Source organism: Desulfosarcina variabilis str. Montpellier (genome assembly GCF_048565275.1).
GTDB classification, from domain to species: domain Bacteria; phylum Desulfobacterota; class Desulfobacteria; order Desulfobacterales; family Desulfosarcinaceae; genus Desulfosarcina; species Desulfosarcina variabilis.
In genome coordinates this window covers 2205085-2221704 of the sequence record NZ_CP159846.1, presented here as the reverse complement: position 1 = coordinate 2221704, position 16620 = coordinate 2205085, and the positions used below count along the sequence as shown (strand labels likewise).

The 16620-nt window shown below is 48.2% G+C and carries 32 protein-coding genes; all 32 read right to left on the bottom strand.

Translation table 11 applies throughout. The features are described 5' to 3' along the window. Nucleotides 1–91 precede the first annotated feature (91 nt). Nucleotides 92–658 carry a 50S ribosomal protein L17 gene (rplQ, locus tag Dvar_RS10040; RefSeq protein ID WP_419661546.1) on the bottom strand — a complete coding sequence of 189 codons (567 nt, stop codon included), beginning with the start codon at nt 656–658 and terminating at the stop codon, nt 92–94. 8 nt (nt 659–666) lie between these two features. Beyond that, entirely contained in the window at nt 667–1686 is a 1020-nt protein-coding gene (locus Dvar_RS10035; protein WP_419661545.1) for a DNA-directed RNA polymerase subunit alpha, read from the bottom strand. An 80-nt stretch (nt 1687–1766) separates the two neighbouring features. Beyond that, a complete protein-coding gene (gene rpsD, locus Dvar_RS10030; RefSeq protein ID WP_419661544.1) occupies nt 1767–2396 on the bottom strand; it encodes a 30S ribosomal protein S4 in 630 nt (209 codons plus the stop codon). Between the two features lie 72 nt (nt 2397–2468). Continuing rightward, entirely contained in the window at nt 2469–2855 is a 387-nt protein-coding gene (gene rpsK / locus Dvar_RS10025) for a 30S ribosomal protein S11 (protein WP_419661543.1), read from the bottom strand. Nucleotides 2856–2880: 25 nt separating this feature from the next. After that, on the bottom strand, nt 2881–3261 hold the full coding sequence (rpsM, locus tag Dvar_RS10020; protein ID WP_419661542.1) for a 30S ribosomal protein S13: 381 nt from the start codon (nt 3259–3261) through the stop codon (nt 2881–2883). A 13-nt stretch (nt 3262–3274) separates the two neighbouring features. Then, nucleotides 3275–3388: a 50S ribosomal protein L36 gene (gene rpmJ / locus Dvar_RS10015; protein ID WP_419661541.1), complete on the bottom strand. Its 114-nt coding sequence runs from the start codon at nt 3386–3388 to the stop codon at nt 3275–3277. A gap of 79 nt (nt 3389–3467) precedes the next feature. After that, nucleotides 3468–3686, bottom strand: a complete 219-nt coding sequence (gene infA, locus Dvar_RS10010; protein ID WP_410289540.1) for a translation initiation factor IF-1 — start codon at nt 3684–3686, stop codon at nt 3468–3470. Between the two features lie 46 nt (nt 3687–3732). Then, a complete protein-coding gene (gene secY, locus Dvar_RS10005; RefSeq protein ID WP_419661540.1) occupies nt 3733–5043 on the bottom strand; it encodes a preprotein translocase subunit SecY in 1311 nt (436 codons plus the stop codon). 2 nt (nt 5044–5045) lie between these two features. Then, complete coding sequence (gene rplO / locus Dvar_RS10000) at nt 5046–5486, bottom strand: 50S ribosomal protein L15 (RefSeq protein ID WP_419661539.1); 441 nt, start codon at nt 5484–5486, stop codon at nt 5046–5048. 3 nt (nt 5487–5489) lie between these two features. Next, on the bottom strand, nt 5490–5672 hold the full coding sequence (gene rpmD / locus Dvar_RS09995; RefSeq protein WP_419661538.1) for a 50S ribosomal protein L30: 183 nt from the start codon (nt 5670–5672) through the stop codon (nt 5490–5492). Nucleotides 5673–5684: 12 nt separating this feature from the next. Further along, a complete protein-coding gene (rpsE, locus tag Dvar_RS09990; protein WP_419661537.1) occupies nt 5685–6182 on the bottom strand; it encodes a 30S ribosomal protein S5 in 498 nt (165 codons plus the stop codon). Nucleotides 6183–6209: 27 nt separating this feature from the next. Then, nucleotides 6210–6578, bottom strand: coding sequence for a 50S ribosomal protein L18 (gene rplR / locus Dvar_RS09985; protein ID WP_419661536.1), 369 nt, complete (start codon nt 6576–6578; stop codon nt 6210–6212). Nucleotides 6579–6641: 63 nt separating this feature from the next. After that, a complete protein-coding gene (gene rplF / locus Dvar_RS09980) occupies nt 6642–7181 on the bottom strand; it encodes a 50S ribosomal protein L6 (RefSeq protein WP_419661535.1) in 540 nt (179 codons plus the stop codon). 97 nt (nt 7182–7278) lie between these two features. Next, entirely contained in the window at nt 7279–7677 is a 399-nt protein-coding gene (gene rpsH, locus Dvar_RS09975) for a 30S ribosomal protein S8 (protein ID WP_419661534.1), read from the bottom strand. Nucleotides 7678–7712: 35 nt separating this feature from the next. Next, the gene (locus tag Dvar_RS09970) at nt 7713–7898 is read right to left on the bottom strand and encodes a type Z 30S ribosomal protein S14 (RefSeq protein WP_419661533.1); all 186 of its coding nucleotides are present in this window, start codon (nt 7896–7898) and stop codon (nt 7713–7715) included. A 33-nt stretch (nt 7899–7931) separates the two neighbouring features. Continuing rightward, a complete protein-coding gene (rplE, locus tag Dvar_RS09965; protein WP_419661532.1) occupies nt 7932–8471 on the bottom strand; it encodes a 50S ribosomal protein L5 in 540 nt (179 codons plus the stop codon). 33 nt (nt 8472–8504) lie between these two features. Further along, nucleotides 8505–8834, bottom strand: a complete 330-nt coding sequence (rplX, locus tag Dvar_RS09960; protein WP_419661531.1) for a 50S ribosomal protein L24 — start codon at nt 8832–8834, stop codon at nt 8505–8507. 31 nt (nt 8835–8865) lie between these two features. Next, on the bottom strand, nt 8866–9234 hold the full coding sequence (rplN, locus tag Dvar_RS09955; protein WP_419661529.1) for a 50S ribosomal protein L14: 369 nt from the start codon (nt 9232–9234) through the stop codon (nt 8866–8868). Nucleotides 9235–9252: 18 nt separating this feature from the next. Further along, nucleotides 9253–9510: a 30S ribosomal protein S17 gene (gene rpsQ / locus Dvar_RS09950; protein WP_419661528.1), complete on the bottom strand. Its 258-nt coding sequence runs from the start codon at nt 9508–9510 to the stop codon at nt 9253–9255. 15 nt (nt 9511–9525) lie between these two features. Beyond that, the gene (rpmC, locus tag Dvar_RS09945) at nt 9526–9714 is read right to left on the bottom strand and encodes a 50S ribosomal protein L29 (RefSeq protein ID WP_419661527.1); all 189 of its coding nucleotides are present in this window, start codon (nt 9712–9714) and stop codon (nt 9526–9528) included. After that, the gene (rplP, locus tag Dvar_RS09940) at nt 9714–10127 is read right to left on the bottom strand and encodes a 50S ribosomal protein L16 (RefSeq protein WP_419661526.1); all 414 of its coding nucleotides are present in this window, start codon (nt 10125–10127) and stop codon (nt 9714–9716) included. Before rplP ends, rpmC begins: the two co-directional genes overlap by 1 nt. 18 nt (nt 10128–10145) lie before the next feature. Then, nucleotides 10146–10796 carry a 30S ribosomal protein S3 gene (gene rpsC, locus Dvar_RS09935; RefSeq protein WP_419661525.1) on the bottom strand — a complete coding sequence of 217 codons (651 nt, stop codon included), beginning with the start codon at nt 10794–10796 and terminating at the stop codon, nt 10146–10148. Between the two features lie 22 nt (nt 10797–10818). Next, nucleotides 10819–11151 (bottom strand): 50S ribosomal protein L22, encoded by a 333-nt coding sequence (gene rplV, locus Dvar_RS09930; RefSeq protein WP_419661524.1) that lies wholly within the window; start codon nt 11149–11151, stop codon nt 10819–10821. Between the two features lie 16 nt (nt 11152–11167). Then, nucleotides 11168–11449 (bottom strand): 30S ribosomal protein S19, encoded by a 282-nt coding sequence (gene rpsS / locus Dvar_RS09925; protein ID WP_419664094.1) that lies wholly within the window; start codon nt 11447–11449, stop codon nt 11168–11170. A gap of 83 nt (nt 11450–11532) precedes the next feature. Beyond that, nucleotides 11533–12357, bottom strand: coding sequence for a 50S ribosomal protein L2 (rplB, locus tag Dvar_RS09920; RefSeq protein WP_419661523.1), 825 nt, complete (start codon nt 12355–12357; stop codon nt 11533–11535). A 16-nt stretch (nt 12358–12373) separates the two neighbouring features. Then, nucleotides 12374–12661: a 50S ribosomal protein L23 gene (gene rplW, locus Dvar_RS09915; protein ID WP_419661522.1), complete on the bottom strand. Its 288-nt coding sequence runs from the start codon at nt 12659–12661 to the stop codon at nt 12374–12376. Next, nucleotides 12661–13281 (bottom strand): 50S ribosomal protein L4, encoded by a 621-nt coding sequence (gene rplD, locus Dvar_RS09910; protein ID WP_419661521.1) that lies wholly within the window; start codon nt 13279–13281, stop codon nt 12661–12663. The genes rplW and rplD overlap by 1 nt, the downstream gene beginning before the upstream one ends. 89 nt (nt 13282–13370) lie before the next feature. Beyond that, nucleotides 13371–14000, bottom strand: coding sequence for a 50S ribosomal protein L3 (gene rplC, locus Dvar_RS09905; RefSeq protein WP_419661520.1), 630 nt, complete (start codon nt 13998–14000; stop codon nt 13371–13373). A 15-nt stretch (nt 14001–14015) separates the two neighbouring features. Then, the gene (gene rpsJ / locus Dvar_RS09900; protein ID WP_231716440.1) at nt 14016–14321 is read right to left on the bottom strand and encodes a 30S ribosomal protein S10; all 306 of its coding nucleotides are present in this window, start codon (nt 14319–14321) and stop codon (nt 14016–14018) included. A gap of 23 nt (nt 14322–14344) precedes the next feature. After that, complete coding sequence (tuf, locus tag Dvar_RS09895; protein ID WP_419661508.1) at nt 14345–15538, bottom strand: elongation factor Tu; 1194 nt, start codon at nt 15536–15538, stop codon at nt 14345–14347. 124 nt (nt 15539–15662) lie between these two features. Beyond that, entirely contained in the window at nt 15663–16133 is a 471-nt protein-coding gene (rpsG, locus tag Dvar_RS09890) for a 30S ribosomal protein S7 (RefSeq protein WP_419661519.1), read from the bottom strand. Nucleotides 16134–16173: 40 nt separating this feature from the next. Beyond that, the gene (gene rpsL, locus Dvar_RS09885; protein WP_419661518.1) at nt 16174–16545 is read right to left on the bottom strand and encodes a 30S ribosomal protein S12; all 372 of its coding nucleotides are present in this window, start codon (nt 16543–16545) and stop codon (nt 16174–16176) included. Between the last annotated feature and the right edge of the window lie 75 nt (nt 16546–16620).

Below are 16620 nucleotides of genomic sequence, written 5' to 3'. Positions count from 1 at the left end.
TAAAAAGCAAATCATCAAATATTTGATTAAAAATAAAAAAGGCCCTGTAGCGACAGGGCCTTAACGTTGAATCTATTCGTTTGTCAAAAACTTATTGTTTATCGGTGTCACTGGATTCATCGGTCGGTTGGACATCATCAGAAGATGAAGTTGCGGCTTGGTCAGCACCATCCGCCGGCTGTTTCTCAGTTGCAGCGACATCGTTTTGATCGTCCTGTTCCGCTGCACCGGTTTCGACCACAGCAGGTTTGGTTTCAGCGGCAACCGGTTGTGTGGATTTGGCTTTTTTCGGTTTTACCGAATCACTGCTGATCAACTCGACAACCGTCATCGGAGCGGCATCGCCAGGACGGCGCCCAACCTTAATGATCCGCGTGTAACCGCCGTTAACATTACCAAACCGTTCAGGCGCCACTTCAAATATTTGGTGAACAACGTCTTTCTCACGAACAATGGACATGGCTAACCGGCGCGCATGAAGATCACCGCGTTTGGCGAGCGTAACAATGTGATCCGCCCACCGACGTAATTCCTTGGCCTTGGCATCAGTGGTGGTGATGCGGTCATATTTGAATAACGAGGTCACCATGTTTCGAAACATTGCTTGCCGGTGGCTCGTTGTACGATTCAGCTTTACACCACTTTTTCTGTGTCTCATTGGAACCTCTACTCCCCTTCTTCCGTGGATTCTTCAGGTGGGACAAAATTTTCAAGTTTCATACCTAATGAAAGCCCCATCTCTGACAACACTTCTTTTATTTCGTTCAATGATTTTCGACCGAAGTTTTTCGTTTTCAGCATTTCGGTTTCGGTTTTCTGAACCAGTTGGTAAATTTTGAGAATCTCGGCATTTTTGAGGCAGTTTGCGCTCCTAACGGAAAGTTCGAGTTCCTCTACACTTCGGTATAAATTGTCATTAAAGGCCGGTTTTTCCTGTTCATCATCATCAGTATCAATTTGCGGTTCGGCGTCTTCATCAAAATTAATGAAAATGCTTAATTGCTCCTTTAGAATCTTTGAACCATAAGCGACTGCATCTTCTGGTGTTACACTACCATCTGTCCAGACTTCAAGCGTAAGCTTGTCATAGTCGGTACGTTGCCCCACCCGCGCATTGCCAACCACATAGTTAACGCGTTGAATCGGGGAAAATACAGCATCAATGGGAATCGTTCCAAGCGGTGTGTCTTCGTCCTTGTTTGCTTCCGAAAGGGCATAGCCTTTACCAACTTTTACTACCATGGTCATGGTTAGTTTTCCATCACCGGTCAAGGTGGCAATGTGTTGGTCAGGGTTAAGGATTTCAACGCGCCCGTCTTCACTTATTATGTCGCCAGCTGTTACCACGCACTCCCCGCTTGTATTGATCTCAACCGTGCGTGGCGTGGCATCATCCATTTTTAAGCGAACTTCTTTGAGATTCAAAATAATTTCAGATACATCTTCAATCACGCCAGGAATCACACTGAACTCATGTTCAACAGAATCAAACCGGACAGACACGATGGCAGCACCGTACAAAGACGATAGAATCGTCCTTCGCAGAGAGTTCCCTAGCGTTATGCCAAACCCTCGCTCTAAAGGCTCACAGACAAATTTCCCATAAGCCTCGGTACTGCTGACGCGCACTTTGTCGCATTTTATCATCTCGCGCCAGTTCATGTACATAAGTTCGTTTTTAGACATTACGTTTTCTCCAAATTCGATTAGATAACAATGCAGCGCTTTTACTCAGCGGGCTCAACAATTTATGTTTCTAACTATAATTATTTAGAATAGAGCTCGACAATGAGTTGTTCCTGCATCGGCAGAGTAAGGTCTTCGCGAACTGGGAAGCTTTTGATTTCACCTTTGAATTTCTCTTTTTCCACAGCGAGCCACTGTGGCAACCCCCGGCGAACCACCGCATCAAGTGAATCTGTGATGGCTTGAACTTTTCTGCTTTTTTCAGCGACTTCTATAACGTCACCCGTATTCACCAAATAACTGGGGATGTTGACACGTTTGCCGTTGACCAAAAAATGGTTGTGCCTGACGAAATGGCGGCCTTGTGTGCGAGAATTGGTGAAACCAAGCCGATAGACCACGTTGTCCAGCCGACGTTCAAGCATAACAAGCAAATTTGTGCCGGTAATGCCTTTTTTACGGTCCGCTTTTTTAAATGTTAAACGAAACTGCTTTTCAGAAAGACCGTAAGTATTCTTGACTTTTTGTTTTTCCCGAAGCTGTATCCCGTAATCCGACGGTTTGCCCCGTCTTCTTTGACCATGCTCGCCTGGAGCATATCCCCTTCTGTCAAAGGCGCATTTATCGGAGTAGCAGCGGTCTCCTTTTAGAAACAACTTCATGTTTTCACGTCGGCATATCCTGCAGACGGAGCCTCTATATCGTGCCAAATCGTCCTCCTTATAAATCGGACCGTAGCGTTTTTTTAATTATTTAATGTGACAACGCGTGTGGTCTCTTGATTACACCCTTCTTCTTTTGGGTGGCCGGCATCCGTTGTGAGGAATAGGGGTAACATCTTTTATCATCGTGACGTTGAAACCAGCTGCCTGGAGGGCGCGAAGCGCGGATTCCCGACCTGCCCCTGGCCCCTTCACATACACTTCAACACTTTTCATGCCATGTTCCATTGCCTTTTTGGCGGCATCCTCGGCGGTCATTTGAGCAGCAAACGGCGTACTTTTTCTGGACCCTTTAAATCCATGGATACCTGCACTGGACCATGAAACAACATTGCCCATTGTATCACTGATCGTGACAATGGTGTTGTTGAATGTGGATTGAATATGAACAACACCGCTAGCGATGTTCTTTCTTTCCTTCTTTTTAGTTTTGGATTTTCTCGGCATTTACCTGTTCCTGAAAAGTGATAGATTACTTTTTAGCTGCACCTTTTTTCTTAATTGCAGACTTTTTGGGACCTTTCCTTGTCCTGGCATTGGTGCTGGTCCGTTGTCCATGGACAGGCAACGATCTTCTGTGTCTGAGCCCACGGTAGCATCCAAGGTCCATCAGCCGTTTAATGTTCATGGAGACTTCTGTCCGAAGTTCACCTTCAACCTTGTATTCACTGTCAATTACCTTGCGAATGCTGTTGATTTCAGCCTCGGAAAGATCGTCTGTGTTGGTATTCGGGTCGATACTGAGTTTGCTAAGGATCCGATTGGAGGTTGTTCTCCCAATACCATATATATAGGTCAGTCCGATTTCTATCCGTTTTCGTCTAGGTAAGTCTACACCGGCGATTCTTGCCAAAGCTCAACCTCCTCTAACCTTGTCTCTGTTTGTGTCTTTTGTTCTCGCAGATTACTCTAACGATACCTTTTCGTTTGATGATTTTGCATTTGCTGCAAATCTTTCTAACGGATGCCCTGACCTTCATTTTGTCTCCTTTATAACGATCCTTCGAAAAAGCGCAGTGTTTTTTTTTATTGGTCTTTGTCGCCAATCCACATATTGCTTTATTTTGAACGATAGGTGATCCTTCCCCGAGAAAGGTCATATGGTGATAGTTCTACAGTGACCTTGTCACCAGGCAAAATTTTAATAAAATGCATTCTCATTTTTCCGGAGATGTGCGCCAGGACCTGGTGCTTGTTTTCAAGTTCTACCTTGAACATGGCGTTTGGCAGCGTTTCAAGAACGGTACCTTCTACTTTTATGGCCTCTTCCTTTGGCATTACAATCTCCTGAATCTAATGTAAAAAATTTGCTAAAAGGCATTGCTTAGCGACGACCCCGAATGCCGCCTTTCTTTAAAAACCCCTCGTAGTGTCGCGTAAGCATGTGCGACTCCATCTGGGCCACGGTATCGATCGCAACGCCGACAACAATCAGCAGCGCAGTTCCACCGAAATAAAACGGGACATTGAACCTGGAAATCAAAATCGACGGCAGGACGCAGACGGCAGACACATAAATGGCCCCGCCTAAGGTAATTCGCGTCAACACCCGGTCAATGTAGTCAGCCGTGCGTTTACCAGGCCTGATACCTGGGATATAACCGCCGTTTTTTTTCATATTATCGGCAACATCCACCGGGTTAAAGGTAACCGCCGTATAAAAATAGCAAAAGAAAAAGATAAATCCCACGTACAGCAGCTCATAAAAAACATTCCCCGGCCGCATGGAGTCGGCAATCGCCTTCATCCAGGGGATCGTAATGAAGCTGGCGATCGTCGCCGGGAACATGATAATCGACGAGGCAAATATCGGTGGAATAACGCCGGATGTGTTGATCTTGAGGGGAAGGTGCGTACTCTGCCCGCCATACATTCTGCGCCCGACAACTCTTTTGGCGTACTGAACCGGAATCCGTCGCTGTCCTTGTTCAACAAAAATGATAAAGCCAACCACCAGAATCATCAAAACCAGTAAAACAACCATCCCAAAAATATTCATTTCACCGGTGGAAATCAACCGAAAGGTATTCCCAATGGCAGCCGGCATTCTGGCAACAATCCCTGCAAAAATGATCAGCGAGATTCCATTGCCGATACCTCTTTCAGTAATCTGCTCACCAAGCCACATGATAAATGCGGTGCCTGCGGTGAGCGTCAGAACCGTCATCAGTCTGAATCCCCACCCGGGAAATAGCACAATCGGTGCGCCACCTGGTGAAGTCATGCTTTCCAAGCCAATGCTGATTCCCATCCCTTGGATAACACTTAAAAGAACGGTTCCGTATCTTGTATATTGGGTGATCTTTTTTCTTCCCTGCTCTCCCTCATTTTTGAGTTGCTCTAAATGGGGAATAACCACCGTGAGCAGTTGAAGAATGATCGACGCACTGATGTATGGCATAATACCCAATGCGAAAACAGAGAGCTGCTCTAGCGCACCACCGGAAAACATATTGAATATTCCGAAAATGGTGCCTTCCATTTTTGCGAAAAAAGAGGCCAGGGCGACAGTATCAATTCCAGGAGTAGGCACATGCACGCCAATCCTATATACAAACAGCAGAGCGAGCGTATATAGAATGCGCTTTTTTAGTTCGGGAATCTTAAAAATATTACCGAAGCCACCGCCGACCATAATTAAATCTCCTCGATCTTTCCGCCGGCAGCCTCAATCTTTTGCCTGGCGCTTTCGCTAACCTTGTCGATTTTTAAGGTCAATGGAACGCTGATCTCACCATTGCCAAGAAGCTTGATTCCGTCTCGATCGCCTTTGACCAAGCCGCTTTTCACTAAAGCGGTTTCATCAATGATAGCGTCCTTCTCAAATCGGTTCAGGTCTTTTACGTTAATAATCGCAAAGATCTTTTTAAACGGATTTTTAAAGCCTCTTTTCGGCAGTCTGCGGTGAATGGGCATCTGGCCGCCTTCATAACCTGGCCGAACCCCACCGCCTGAGCGTGCGTTTTGGCCTTTGCTGCCCCTGCCGGCGGTTTTCCCATTGCCCGAGGCAACACCGCGTCCAACTCTTTTTTTATTTTTACGCTGCCCTTTTTCAGGAGCCAATTCGTAAAGTTCCATTGGTTATTTCTCCTCAGCAACCACCAAGTGAGATACTTTCTGTACCATTCCTCTGACAGACGGCGTATCCTGCAACTCGACGGTGCGATTGAGTTTCGTGAGGCCCATCCCCTTTAGTACCTTGCGGTGTTTTTCCGGGCGTCCAATCATGCTTTTAACCAGTTTTACTTTAAGCATTTTACTCATCGGAAATTTTCCTTATCTCAAATCCTGCACCTTGAGTCCGCGTCTGGCAGCAACCGACTCGACGCTTTCGAGTTGTTTAAGTCCATCGACAGTAGCCTTCACCACGTTATGGGGATTGTTGGTTCCCATGCATTTGGTCAAAATATTTTGCACACCCACTGCCTCAAGCACCGCACGAACAGCACCGCCAGCGATGACCCCCGTACCTTCAGATGCAGGTTTCAACATGACCCGTCCGGCGCCGTATTTGCCGATCACGGTAAAAGGTACGGTTCCTTCATTGAGCGGAACCTTAACCATGGATTTTTTAGCCTTTTCAACACCCTTGCGGATCGCTTCGGGAACTTCGCCGGCCTTTCCAAGTCCATAGCCGACGCTGCCTTCTCCGTCGCCAACCACCACAATGGCGCTAAAGCTGAAGCGGCGTCCGCCTTTAACGACCTTGGCCACCCGGCTAATGTGAACGACTTTGTCGATCAGCTGGTTTTCTTCGGTATCTTGTTTGAACAACGGTCTGCCTCCTTAAACTGGTGTGTCCTAAAAATCCAACCCCGCTTCACGGGCGCCATCGGAAAAGGCCTTGATTCTACCATGATAAAGAAAGCCATTCCGATCAAAGACGACTTTTTTGACACCTTTGTCCATGGCTCTTTGAGCAAGCAGTTTGCCAGTAAAAACCGCTTTGGCAACTTTGCTTTCGAAGGAAGGCTGCTCTTTGACAGCTTTTTCGTTGCTACAGGCAGCCACAATGGTGGAACCAGTGATGTCGTCGACAATTTGGCCGTAAATGTGTTTTGCGCTTCGAAAGACTGTTAGTCTCGGGCGCTCCGCAGTGCTAATGATCTTTTTACGGATTCTTCTTTTTCTCTTCAGCCAAATTACTTTTTTTGCGTTAGTTGAGCCCATTTATTATTCCCTCGATGGCCTTTGTCTTTTATTCAGCCTATACGGTTGCTACCTTTTTAACGATTATTTGGTTCCCGTCTTGCCGGCTTTCCGTTGAATGTGCTCTTCGGCGTATTTAATCCCTTTGCCTTTGTATGGCTCAGGCACCCTCAATTTTCGGATTGACGCCGCAGTCTGCCCTACTTTTTCCTTATCGATACCCATCACTTTGATTACATTGTTTTTATCGACGGTTGCGCTGATTCCCTCAGGCATCGGGAAATCAATTGGATGGGAATACCCCAAGTTTAGTACGATGGACTTCCCCTTCATTTCCGCGCGGTATCCAATGCCGTGAATTTCCAGTGTTTTCTCGAATCCTTTGCTGACACCATCGACCATATTGGCTACAAGGCTACGGGTCAAACCTTGAATGGATCTTGTTTTGCGGTCTTCTTGGTCAATCGTTACTGAAATTTTGTCGCCCTCGATTGCAAGTTCAACGGCAGGGTGAATGGTTCTTTTTAAAGTTCCTTTTTCCCCTTTCACCACCAGTTCGCGGTCATTGTAGGCGACACTGGTTTTGCTGGGGATGATGATTTCTTTTTTGCCAACTCGAGACATTTGTACACCTCGTTTTACAGCCTGTCCGCGGCTAAAATGTGTTTCAGGTCGAAATTGACCGTCAGACCTGTAAGACCCAATTTGTGTTTTCAGTTACCTACCATACAGTGCAGAGCACTTCACCACCGATATTTTTTTCTCGTGCGGCTTTATCGGTCATGACCCCATGGGAGGTTGACATAATGGCAATCCCCATACCATTGTAAACAGGTTTGACCGATTTTGCATTAAGGTAACTCCGACGGCTGGGTTTGCTGATCCGCTCAATACTGACAATGGTATGTTTCTGTGCTCCTGTGTATTTAAGATATACACGCAGCACCCCCTGCTTGCCGTCGCTCATGAACTTGTAGTTACGAATGTAGCCGGATTCTTTCAGGACCTTGGCTATCTCGGTTTTTATTTTTGAACCGGGGATGTCCACGCTATTATGCTTGGCTTTCCCGGCATTCCGGATTCTGGTTAACATATCAGCAATCGGATCGCTCATGGACATTTCCTACTTTACGGTTTTTCTAAATGGGTTGTTGGTTACCAACTGGACTTGACAACACCTGGAAGTCTTCCCTGGGAAGCCATGTTGCGAAAGCAGATGCGGCAAATGCCAAACTTTCTGATAAATGCTCTCGGCCTTCCGCATATGGGACACCGGTTATAAGCCCTTACACTGAACTTCGGTTTCCGTTTTGCCTTTTCTCTAAGTGATGTCTTCGCCAATGCTTTCTCCTTCTAACTTTCTTCCAGGCGCGATTAGTTCCTAAAGGGCATTCCCATCAATTTTAGGAGTTCCTTGCCCTCTTCGTTGGTTTTGGCCGATGTAACGATACTAATGTTAAGCCCTTTAATCTTATCTATTTTATCGTAATCAATTTCTGGGAAAATAAGCTGTTCTTTGATACCCAGCGAATAGTTGCCAGAACCGTCGAAGGCTTTGCCGGAAATACCTCTAAAATCCCTGACGCGAGGAAGGGCGACATTGATCAACTTATTTAGAAAATCATACATCCGTTTTCGTCTAAGGGTAACCATACAGCCAATGGGCATGCCTTCTCTAAGTTTGAAGGCGGCAATCGATTTTTTTGCTCGGGTGACGACAGGCTGCTGCCCGGAAATCTGTTTTAGCTCTTCGACTGCAGAATCAATAATTTTGATATTGTGGATGGCTTCCCCCAACCCCATGTTAACCACAATCTTCGTGATTTTAGGAATTTCCATAGGGTTTTGGTAATTAAACTTTTCTTTTAGCTTCGGCACCACGGAATCGTGGTAAAATGTTTTTAGCTGCGACATGGTTATCCTCCGAGAACGCTCTTTTCAGCGCCTTTAGGCGTCTATAATCTCGTTACATTTCCCGCAGACGCGTACTTTTTTGCCATCATCAAGGGTCTTGTGTTTAACTCTCACCGGTTCGATGCATTTGTTGCACATCAGCATCACGTTAGACCAATGAATTGGCGCTTCGCTCTCGATTATCCCGCCCTGCCGGTTTTGTGCATTAGGTTTGGTATGGCGTTTAACAATATTGATATTCTCAACTAGGAGACGGTTTTTTTTACCGATAACTTTAAGGACTTTACCGACCTTACCTTTGTCCTTGCCGCTGATGACCTTGACCTTGTCATCTTTTTTAATTGCGATAATGTCTTTGATCATTTTCTCTTCTCCGAAAAGGGCGGGACGGACGTTAAAGCACCTCGGGTGCAAGTGAAACGATCTTCATAAATCGCTTTGCACGAAGCTCACGAGCGACCGGTCCGAAAATACGTGTGCCCAAGGGTTCACGTTGATTATTGATCAGTACAGCAGAATTGTCATCAAAGCGAATATATGAACCATCCGGGCGCCGGATCTCCTTCTTGGTCCTTACCACGACAGCTTTGAGGACGTCACCCTTTTTAACCTTGGCATTTGGGATAGCTTCTTTGACAGTAACAACGATGATATCGCCAATGCTTGCGTATCGTCTTTTAGACCCTCCCAGGACCTTTATGCAGTATACTGCGCGTGCACCGGAGTTGTCCGCAACCGTCAGTTTTGTTTCGGCCTGAATCATAATAATCGTCCTTTGTGGCTAAACGGCTTTTTCGATAATCTCGGTGACTCGCCACCGTTTATGCTTGCTGATGGGCCTGGATTCGGTAATGAGCACACGGTCCCCAATGGCGCAGCTATTGTCTTTGTCGTGGGCGGCGAATTTATTGCGACGACGGATGTATTTTTTATATAGTGAGTGCTTGACCAACCGTTCGACCTGAACGACAGCCGTTTTATCCATTTTGTCGCTGACCACGGTACCAATCAATTGTCTTTGAATTCCTCGATTTTTCATGACCGCTTCTTATCTCTAATTTGTTTTTTCGTTCAAAATGGTTCTCAACCGAGCGATATCTTTTTTGGTCTGCCCTATCTTTTTCGGGTTTTCCAATTGCCCGATTTCATGCTGAAACCGTAGGTTGAACAGAGCCTCTTTCAAATCAGCGACTTTTTGGTTTATCTCGTCTATATTAAGGTCTCTAATTTCTGTCGCTTTCATTATATCTCGCTCCTCTCCACAAACCGGGTTTTGATGGGCAGTTTGTGAGCAGCGAGGCGAAGCGCCTCCTTGGCCATTTCCCGGCTGACACCAGTCATCTCATAAAGGACCCGCCCCGGCTTGATGACTGCAACCCATCCTTCGGGTGCACCTTTTCCTTTTCCCATGCGAACCTCAGCGGGTTTTTTGGTATACGGTTTATCAGGAAAAAGGCGAATCCAAATCTTGCCCCCCCTTTTCACATGGCGGGTCATGGCAATACGTGCGGCTTCAATCTGTTTTGAAGAAATTCGACCACAGTCTACAGCCTGCAGGCCAAATTCGCCAAAGCTCAGATTGCACCCTCGATAGGCGGCACCCTTCATCCTTCCTTTTTGACTTTTTCTGTATTTTACCTTTTTGGGGCTCAGCATTTGGTATCTCCCACAAGCCTAGCTATTCACTTCGGCCTTGTCCTTATTGAGAATCTCACCGTGAAAAACGAACACTTTAACGCCAATCACACCATAGGTCGTGCGCGCTTCGGTGATTCCGTAATCGATATCTGCTCTTAATGTGTGCAGTGGTACCCGTCCCTCACGGTACCATTCCGTCCTAGCCATTTCAGCACCACCCAGACGGCCCGAGCATATTATCTTAACCCCCTGTGCGCCGAATCGCATCGCCGAGGAAACGCCTCTTTTCATGGCTCTTCTGAAAGCGACCCGACGTTCGATCTGCATCGCGACATTCTCAGCAACCAGCTGCGCATCCACTTCGGGCTTCCTGATTTCCTGGATATCAATTAAAACTTCCTGGCTCACGCGTCCCTCGAGCTCTTTCTTCAGCTTCTCGATTTCTGAGCCTTTCTTTCCAATAACGATACCGGGACGGGCAGTAAAGATGCGAAGTCGAACCCTTTTTGTGGACCGTTCGATTTCAATTTTCGAAACACCGGCATGTTTAAGTTTGTCTTTGATAAACTTTCGAATCTGATAGTCCTCAAAGATATAATCAGCGTACTTTTTGCCTGCAAACCACCGGGATTCCCAGGTTTTTACGATCCCCAGCCTTAACGAGATAGGGTTGACTTTCTGGCCCAAGCTAATTCCCTCCTTATTGGACTTAACCTTCTGCTAACACGACGGTAATATGAGCGGTTCTTTTAAGTATGCGAGCCCCTCTACCTCTGGCTCTAGCTTTAAACCGTTTCAGTGTGGGTCCTTGATCGACAATCAGATTTTGAACCACCAAATCATCGACATCGATGCTGGTATTCTGATCTGCATTGGCGACCGCTGAGCGAACAATCTTTTCGACGATACCGGCGGATTTCTGCGGCATAAATTTCAGCGCGTTAATCGCTGTCTCTGCAGGCTTTCCCTTAATAGCGTCAACGATCATTCTCACTTTTTGGGGCGAGATGCGCACGTATCGTTGTGTGGCTTTGACCTCCATTTAGGGCCTTCCTTTTCTATCGTTTAACCTTTGATTTTTTGTCGGCTGCATGTCCGTAGTAGGTCCGCGTTGGTGAAAACTCACCCAATTTGTGGCCAACCATGTTCTCAGTAACAAATACCGGGATGAACTTCCTCCCATTGTGAACGGCCAGCGTGATACCTACCATTTCAGGTAAAATCGTCGATCGCCTGGACCATGTTTTAATGACTTGGTTACTCCGCGATCCCTGAGCAGCATTCACCTTGTTGATTAGTTTCTGGTCAATGAAAGGACCTTTTTTTAACGACCGTGGCATAATATCTCCTGCTAATATTCCGTAACCCATCCGCTAAGCCCGTCATCCGCTCGGGGATTGTTTGACGAGTGCCTGCTTGGGCGCTATTTGGTGCGCCGCTTGACAATATAGCGATCAGTGCGCTTGTTTTTGCGTGTTCGATAGCCTTTGGTTGGCATGCCCCAGGGAGAGCATGGATGGCGACCGCCGGATGAACGCCCCTCGCCACCGCCCATGGGGTGATCGACAGGGTTCATCGCCACGCCGCGAACTTTGGGTCGCCGACCTTTCCAGCGCGTCCGCCCCGCTTTACCAAGAGAGACATTCTCATGGGTAACGTTGCCAAGCTGCCCAACCGTGGCTTTGCATTTCAAAAGGACCATGCGGACTTCACCGGAAGGCAGTTTGACCAGCGCGTAGCGATCTTCTTTGGCCATTAACTGGGCAAAGGTCCCGGCACTGCGGACAATCTGACCACCCTTGCCAAGACGCAGTTCAATGTTGTGAATGTGTGTTCCCAAGGGGATATTGGCCAGAGGCAACGCGTTTCCCGGTTGAATGTCGGCTTCCGGCCCGGACATCACCGTATCACCCACGGCGAGTTTCAGCGGAGCGATAATATACCGTTTTTCCCCATCCGCATAATGAAGCAGTGCAATTCGTGCAGAACGATTGGGATCGTACTCAATGGCAGCAACCGTTGCTGGTACGCCGTCTTTGTTACGCTTGAAATCGATGACGCGGTAATATCGCTTGTGCCCACCCCCACGCCGCCGACTGGTGATTCTTCCATTTGCGTTTCTACCACCGGATTTTCTGAGCGCCTTGATCAGATTTCTTTCAGGCTCTGTCTTTGTGATCTCTTCAAAACCAGCGTAATTCTGAAAACGACGCCCAGGGCTGGTTGGTTTCACTTTTTTTACTGCCATGTTTAACTCCTAGCGTCTAAACTCCTTCAAAGAAATCGATCCGCTCACCAGGCATAAGGCTAACAATTGCCTTTTTCCAGTCTTTGCGCTTTCCCAATATCCGTCCCCGGCGCTTGATTTTTCCTTTGACCTGAGCTGTCCGTGTTTTTGCGACTTTGACGTTGAATATTGATTCAATCGCCCGTGCAATCTCAACGCGATTGGCCCGCCGGTCCACTTCGAAAGTGACCTGATTGCAGTCTTCTTTCTGGATATTGGTCTTTTCCGTGATAACCGGTCGCTTAATGATATCGTATGGATTCATCAGCCCAACCTCCCCTCTATTCCTTCAATGGCCGGCTGAACGATCACCAGTTTCGGAAACTTCAGGATGTCGTATACATTCAACCCCTGGGTTTGAAGGATTTTCACACCGGGAATGTTGCGGGATGAAAGCTCAACCGTCTCGTTTTTCTCTCCGGTCACGAACAGCGCCTTTTCTGCGCCAAGCGTATTGATCATTCCCGCAAATACCTTGGTCTTGATTTCAGACATATCCAAGTTATCCAGAACAATCAGTTGCTGGTCTTGCACCTTGCTGGTCAATGCCATTTTTAAGGCTAATTTTCTGACCTTCTTAGGCACTTTTTTCGAAAAATCTTTTGGGTCCGGTCCAAAAACGACACCGCCACCTCTGAGCACGGGTGACTTTATATCACCTTTGCGTGCCCGACCGGTTCCCTTCTGCCGGTAGAGCTTGCGTCGGCTGCCCTGGACATCTGAGCGTCGTTTAACGGATGCGGTGCCGGCTCGTTTTGCGGCAAGTTGCGCGGTGACAACCTGATGAAGGACGCTCTTTTTAACCGGCACGTTGAATATTTCATCCTTCAACTCGGTCTGAGATATCACTTCTCCGGCAATATTCAATACATCGACAAGAGCCATAATGTTCCTCGTCCACTGCCGCCTCATAAGATCGATGGCTTCCTTATTCCTCAACCATTATCCGTTTCTGCGGCTTGAGATCCGATTCTTTAGGCGAAAAGGACCTTGTTAATCGTTACGATCCCCGAACGACTGCCGGGTACGGGGCCTTTTACGAGAATAATGTTTTCCTCTGGGCGAATGTCAATGACCTCGAGGTTCCTGACAGTCTTCGTCTCGACACCATATTGGCCGGGCATCCGTTTTCCTTTGATGACCTTGGAAGGCCAGGCAGAACAGCCGATCGATCCAGGTACCCTGTGGTTTTTGCAACCATGGGTCTGGCGGCCGCCACCGAATCCGTGCCGTTTCATTACGCCGGAAAACCCACGTCCTTTGGTGGTACCCGTAACGTTGACCTTTTCACCGACTTGGAAAATCTCGGGTCCAATGGACTGCCCCACTTCGAACGCATCCGGATCATCCACGGCAACTTCCTTCAATGTACGGAAGCAGTTGCCACCACTTTTGGCGAAATGACCCTTGAGTGGCTTTGTGGTATTCTTCTCTTTTTTCGAGTCAAAACCAAGCTGCAACGCCTGGTATCCATCTGTCTCCGTCTTTTTAACCTGAGTTACCACGCAGGGTCCGACTTTCAAAACAGTGACAGGGATGTATGTTCCATTGGACGCGAACATGGAGGTCATGCCCAATTTTTTTGCTACCAGTCCTTTACACATCTCTCACATCCTGTGCTAAAGTTTGATCTCCACATCTACGCCTGGAGACAGATCTAGCTTCATCAGCGCATCTACGGTCTGCTGGGTCGGCTCAAGGATGTCAAGCAAGCGCTTGTGAGTCCGCATTTCGAACTGTTCCCTCGATTTCTTATCCACATGGGGTGACCGCAGAACACAAAATTTATTAATTTTTGTCGGCAGGGGAATCGGGCCAACCACTTTGGCACCGGTTTTCCTGGCAGTGTCAAAAATATCACTCGCCGACTGATCCAATAGCTTATGATCGTAAGCTTTGAGCCGGATCCTGATCTTGGAGTTCATTATCATGATTACAGACTCTCTGTTTATTCGATTATTTCGCTGACAACGCCGGCACCGACCGTACGTCCACCTTCGCGAATGGCGAACCGCAATTCTTTCTCCATGGCAATCGGCGTAATCAACTCCGCCGTGATCGCCACGTTATCCCCAGGCATCACCATCTCGACGCCTTCCGGCAGGTCCAACACACCGGTAACGTCCGTCGTCCGGAAATAAAACTGCGGACGGTAACCATTGAAAAACGGTGTATGGCGGCCACCCTCTTCCTTGCTCAGAATATACGCCTCGGCCTTGAACTTCGTATGCGGGGTAATCGACCCCGGCGCCGATACCACCTGACCGCGCTCTACCTCATCACGCTTGGTACCACGCAGCAGGACGCCGATGTTGTCGCCCGCCTGACCTTCATCGAGCAGTTTGCGGAACATCTCAACACCCGTGCACACCGTCTTTGTCGTCTCGCGGATACCGACGATCTCCACATTGTCGCCCACATGGATGATACCGCGCTCCACACGACCCGTCACAACCGTTCCACGACCGGAAATACTGAAAACGTCTTCGATCGGCATCAAGAACGGTTTGTCAATATCGCGCTCCGGCTCCGGAATGTAGCTGTCGATCGCGTCCAGCAGCTCGAAGATGCACTTGGCATCATCGGCGTCCGGATCATCACACTCCAGGGCCTTCAAGGCACTGCCGCGGATAATCGGCGTGTCGTCGCCCGGAAATTCGTATTTGTCCAGAAGCTCGCGAAGCTCAAGCTCCACCAGCTCGATCAGCTCCTCGTCATCCACCATGTCGCATTTGTTCAGAAACACGATGATACGCGGGACACCAACCTGACGGGCCAACAGGATATGCTCACGGGTTTGCGGCATCGGACCGTCATCCGCACCAACCACCAGAATCGCACCGTCCATCTGAGCCGCGCCGGTGATCATGTTCTTGATATAGTCCGCGTGGCCCGGGCAGTCCACATGCGCGTAATGCCGGGTCGCCGTCTGATACTCAACGTGCGCCGTTGCAATCGTGATCCCGCGCTCTTTCTCTTCCGGCGCCTTGTCAATCTGATCAAAGGGGATAAAATCCGCCATGCCCTTCAGACCACTCAGCTTTGTGATCGCTGCCGTCAGGGTCGTCTTGCCATGGTCAATGTGACCGATGGTCCCTACGTTTACATGCGGCTTCGTCCTCTCAAATTTTTCCTTCGCCATCTCCCGGCCCTCCTGTTAACGCGGGGTCTCACCCCAACAAGGCAAAAGGCTCCATTGATCGATTAATGCGTGCTGCCGATCGAATGATCAGAACCTTATGCAGATAAAAAATCAGAAAAACGTTTTACCAGCGATAGTGAGCAAAGGCCTTGTTGGCCTCGGCCATCTTGTGTGTGTCTTCACGTTTTTTAACCGACGCTCCACGGCCGTTGGCCGCATCCATTAACTCACCGGCAAGCTTGGACCCAAACCCCTTTTCGCTGCGTGCACGGGCGTAGTTGATAACCCATCGGATTCCAAGGGCGGTCCGCCGGGATGGCCTGATCTCTGTGGGTACCTGATAGGTTGACCCGCCAACCCGCCGCGATTTGACCTCGATCATCGGCTTTACATTATCAAGCGCCTTTTCAAATACCTTCAGCGGCTCTTCTTTTGTTTTTTCACTGATAATATCAAAGGCGCCGTACAACAACGACTCGGCCACACTCTTTTTGCCGTCACACATGATTGAGGCAATGAATTTTGACACCAATTTGCTGTTGTACTTGGCATCCGGGATGATCACCCGTTCAGGCACTTCTCTTCTTCTCGGCATAACTCACACCATTTTTATTTCATGTCGAATATCAGTCAGACTACTTTGGTCTCTTGGCACCGTATTTGGATCGACCCTGCCGGCGACCATCCACCCCCAAGGTATCCAGTGTCCCCCGGACGATATGATAGCGTACACCCGGTAAGTCCTTGACACGTCCACCCCGAACCAGAACCACAGAGTGCTCCTGAAGATTGTGCCCGATTCCGGGAATATAAGCGGTGACTTCCACACCAGTGGTCAGACGAACACGGGCCACTTTGCGCAAAGCCGAGTTCGGCTTTTTGGGTGTTGAAGTATAAACACGGGTGCATACGCCTCGTTTTTGAGGTGCCCCCTTGAGTGCCGGTGTCGTTTTCTTTTTTTCGACCCTTTTCCGACCCTTACGCACGAGCTGGTTGATTGTTGGCATAATAATCCCTTTAACTGATCATTGACATCGATTTTCTTCGCGCACAGAAACTGGCTATGTATATATTTTTTTTGT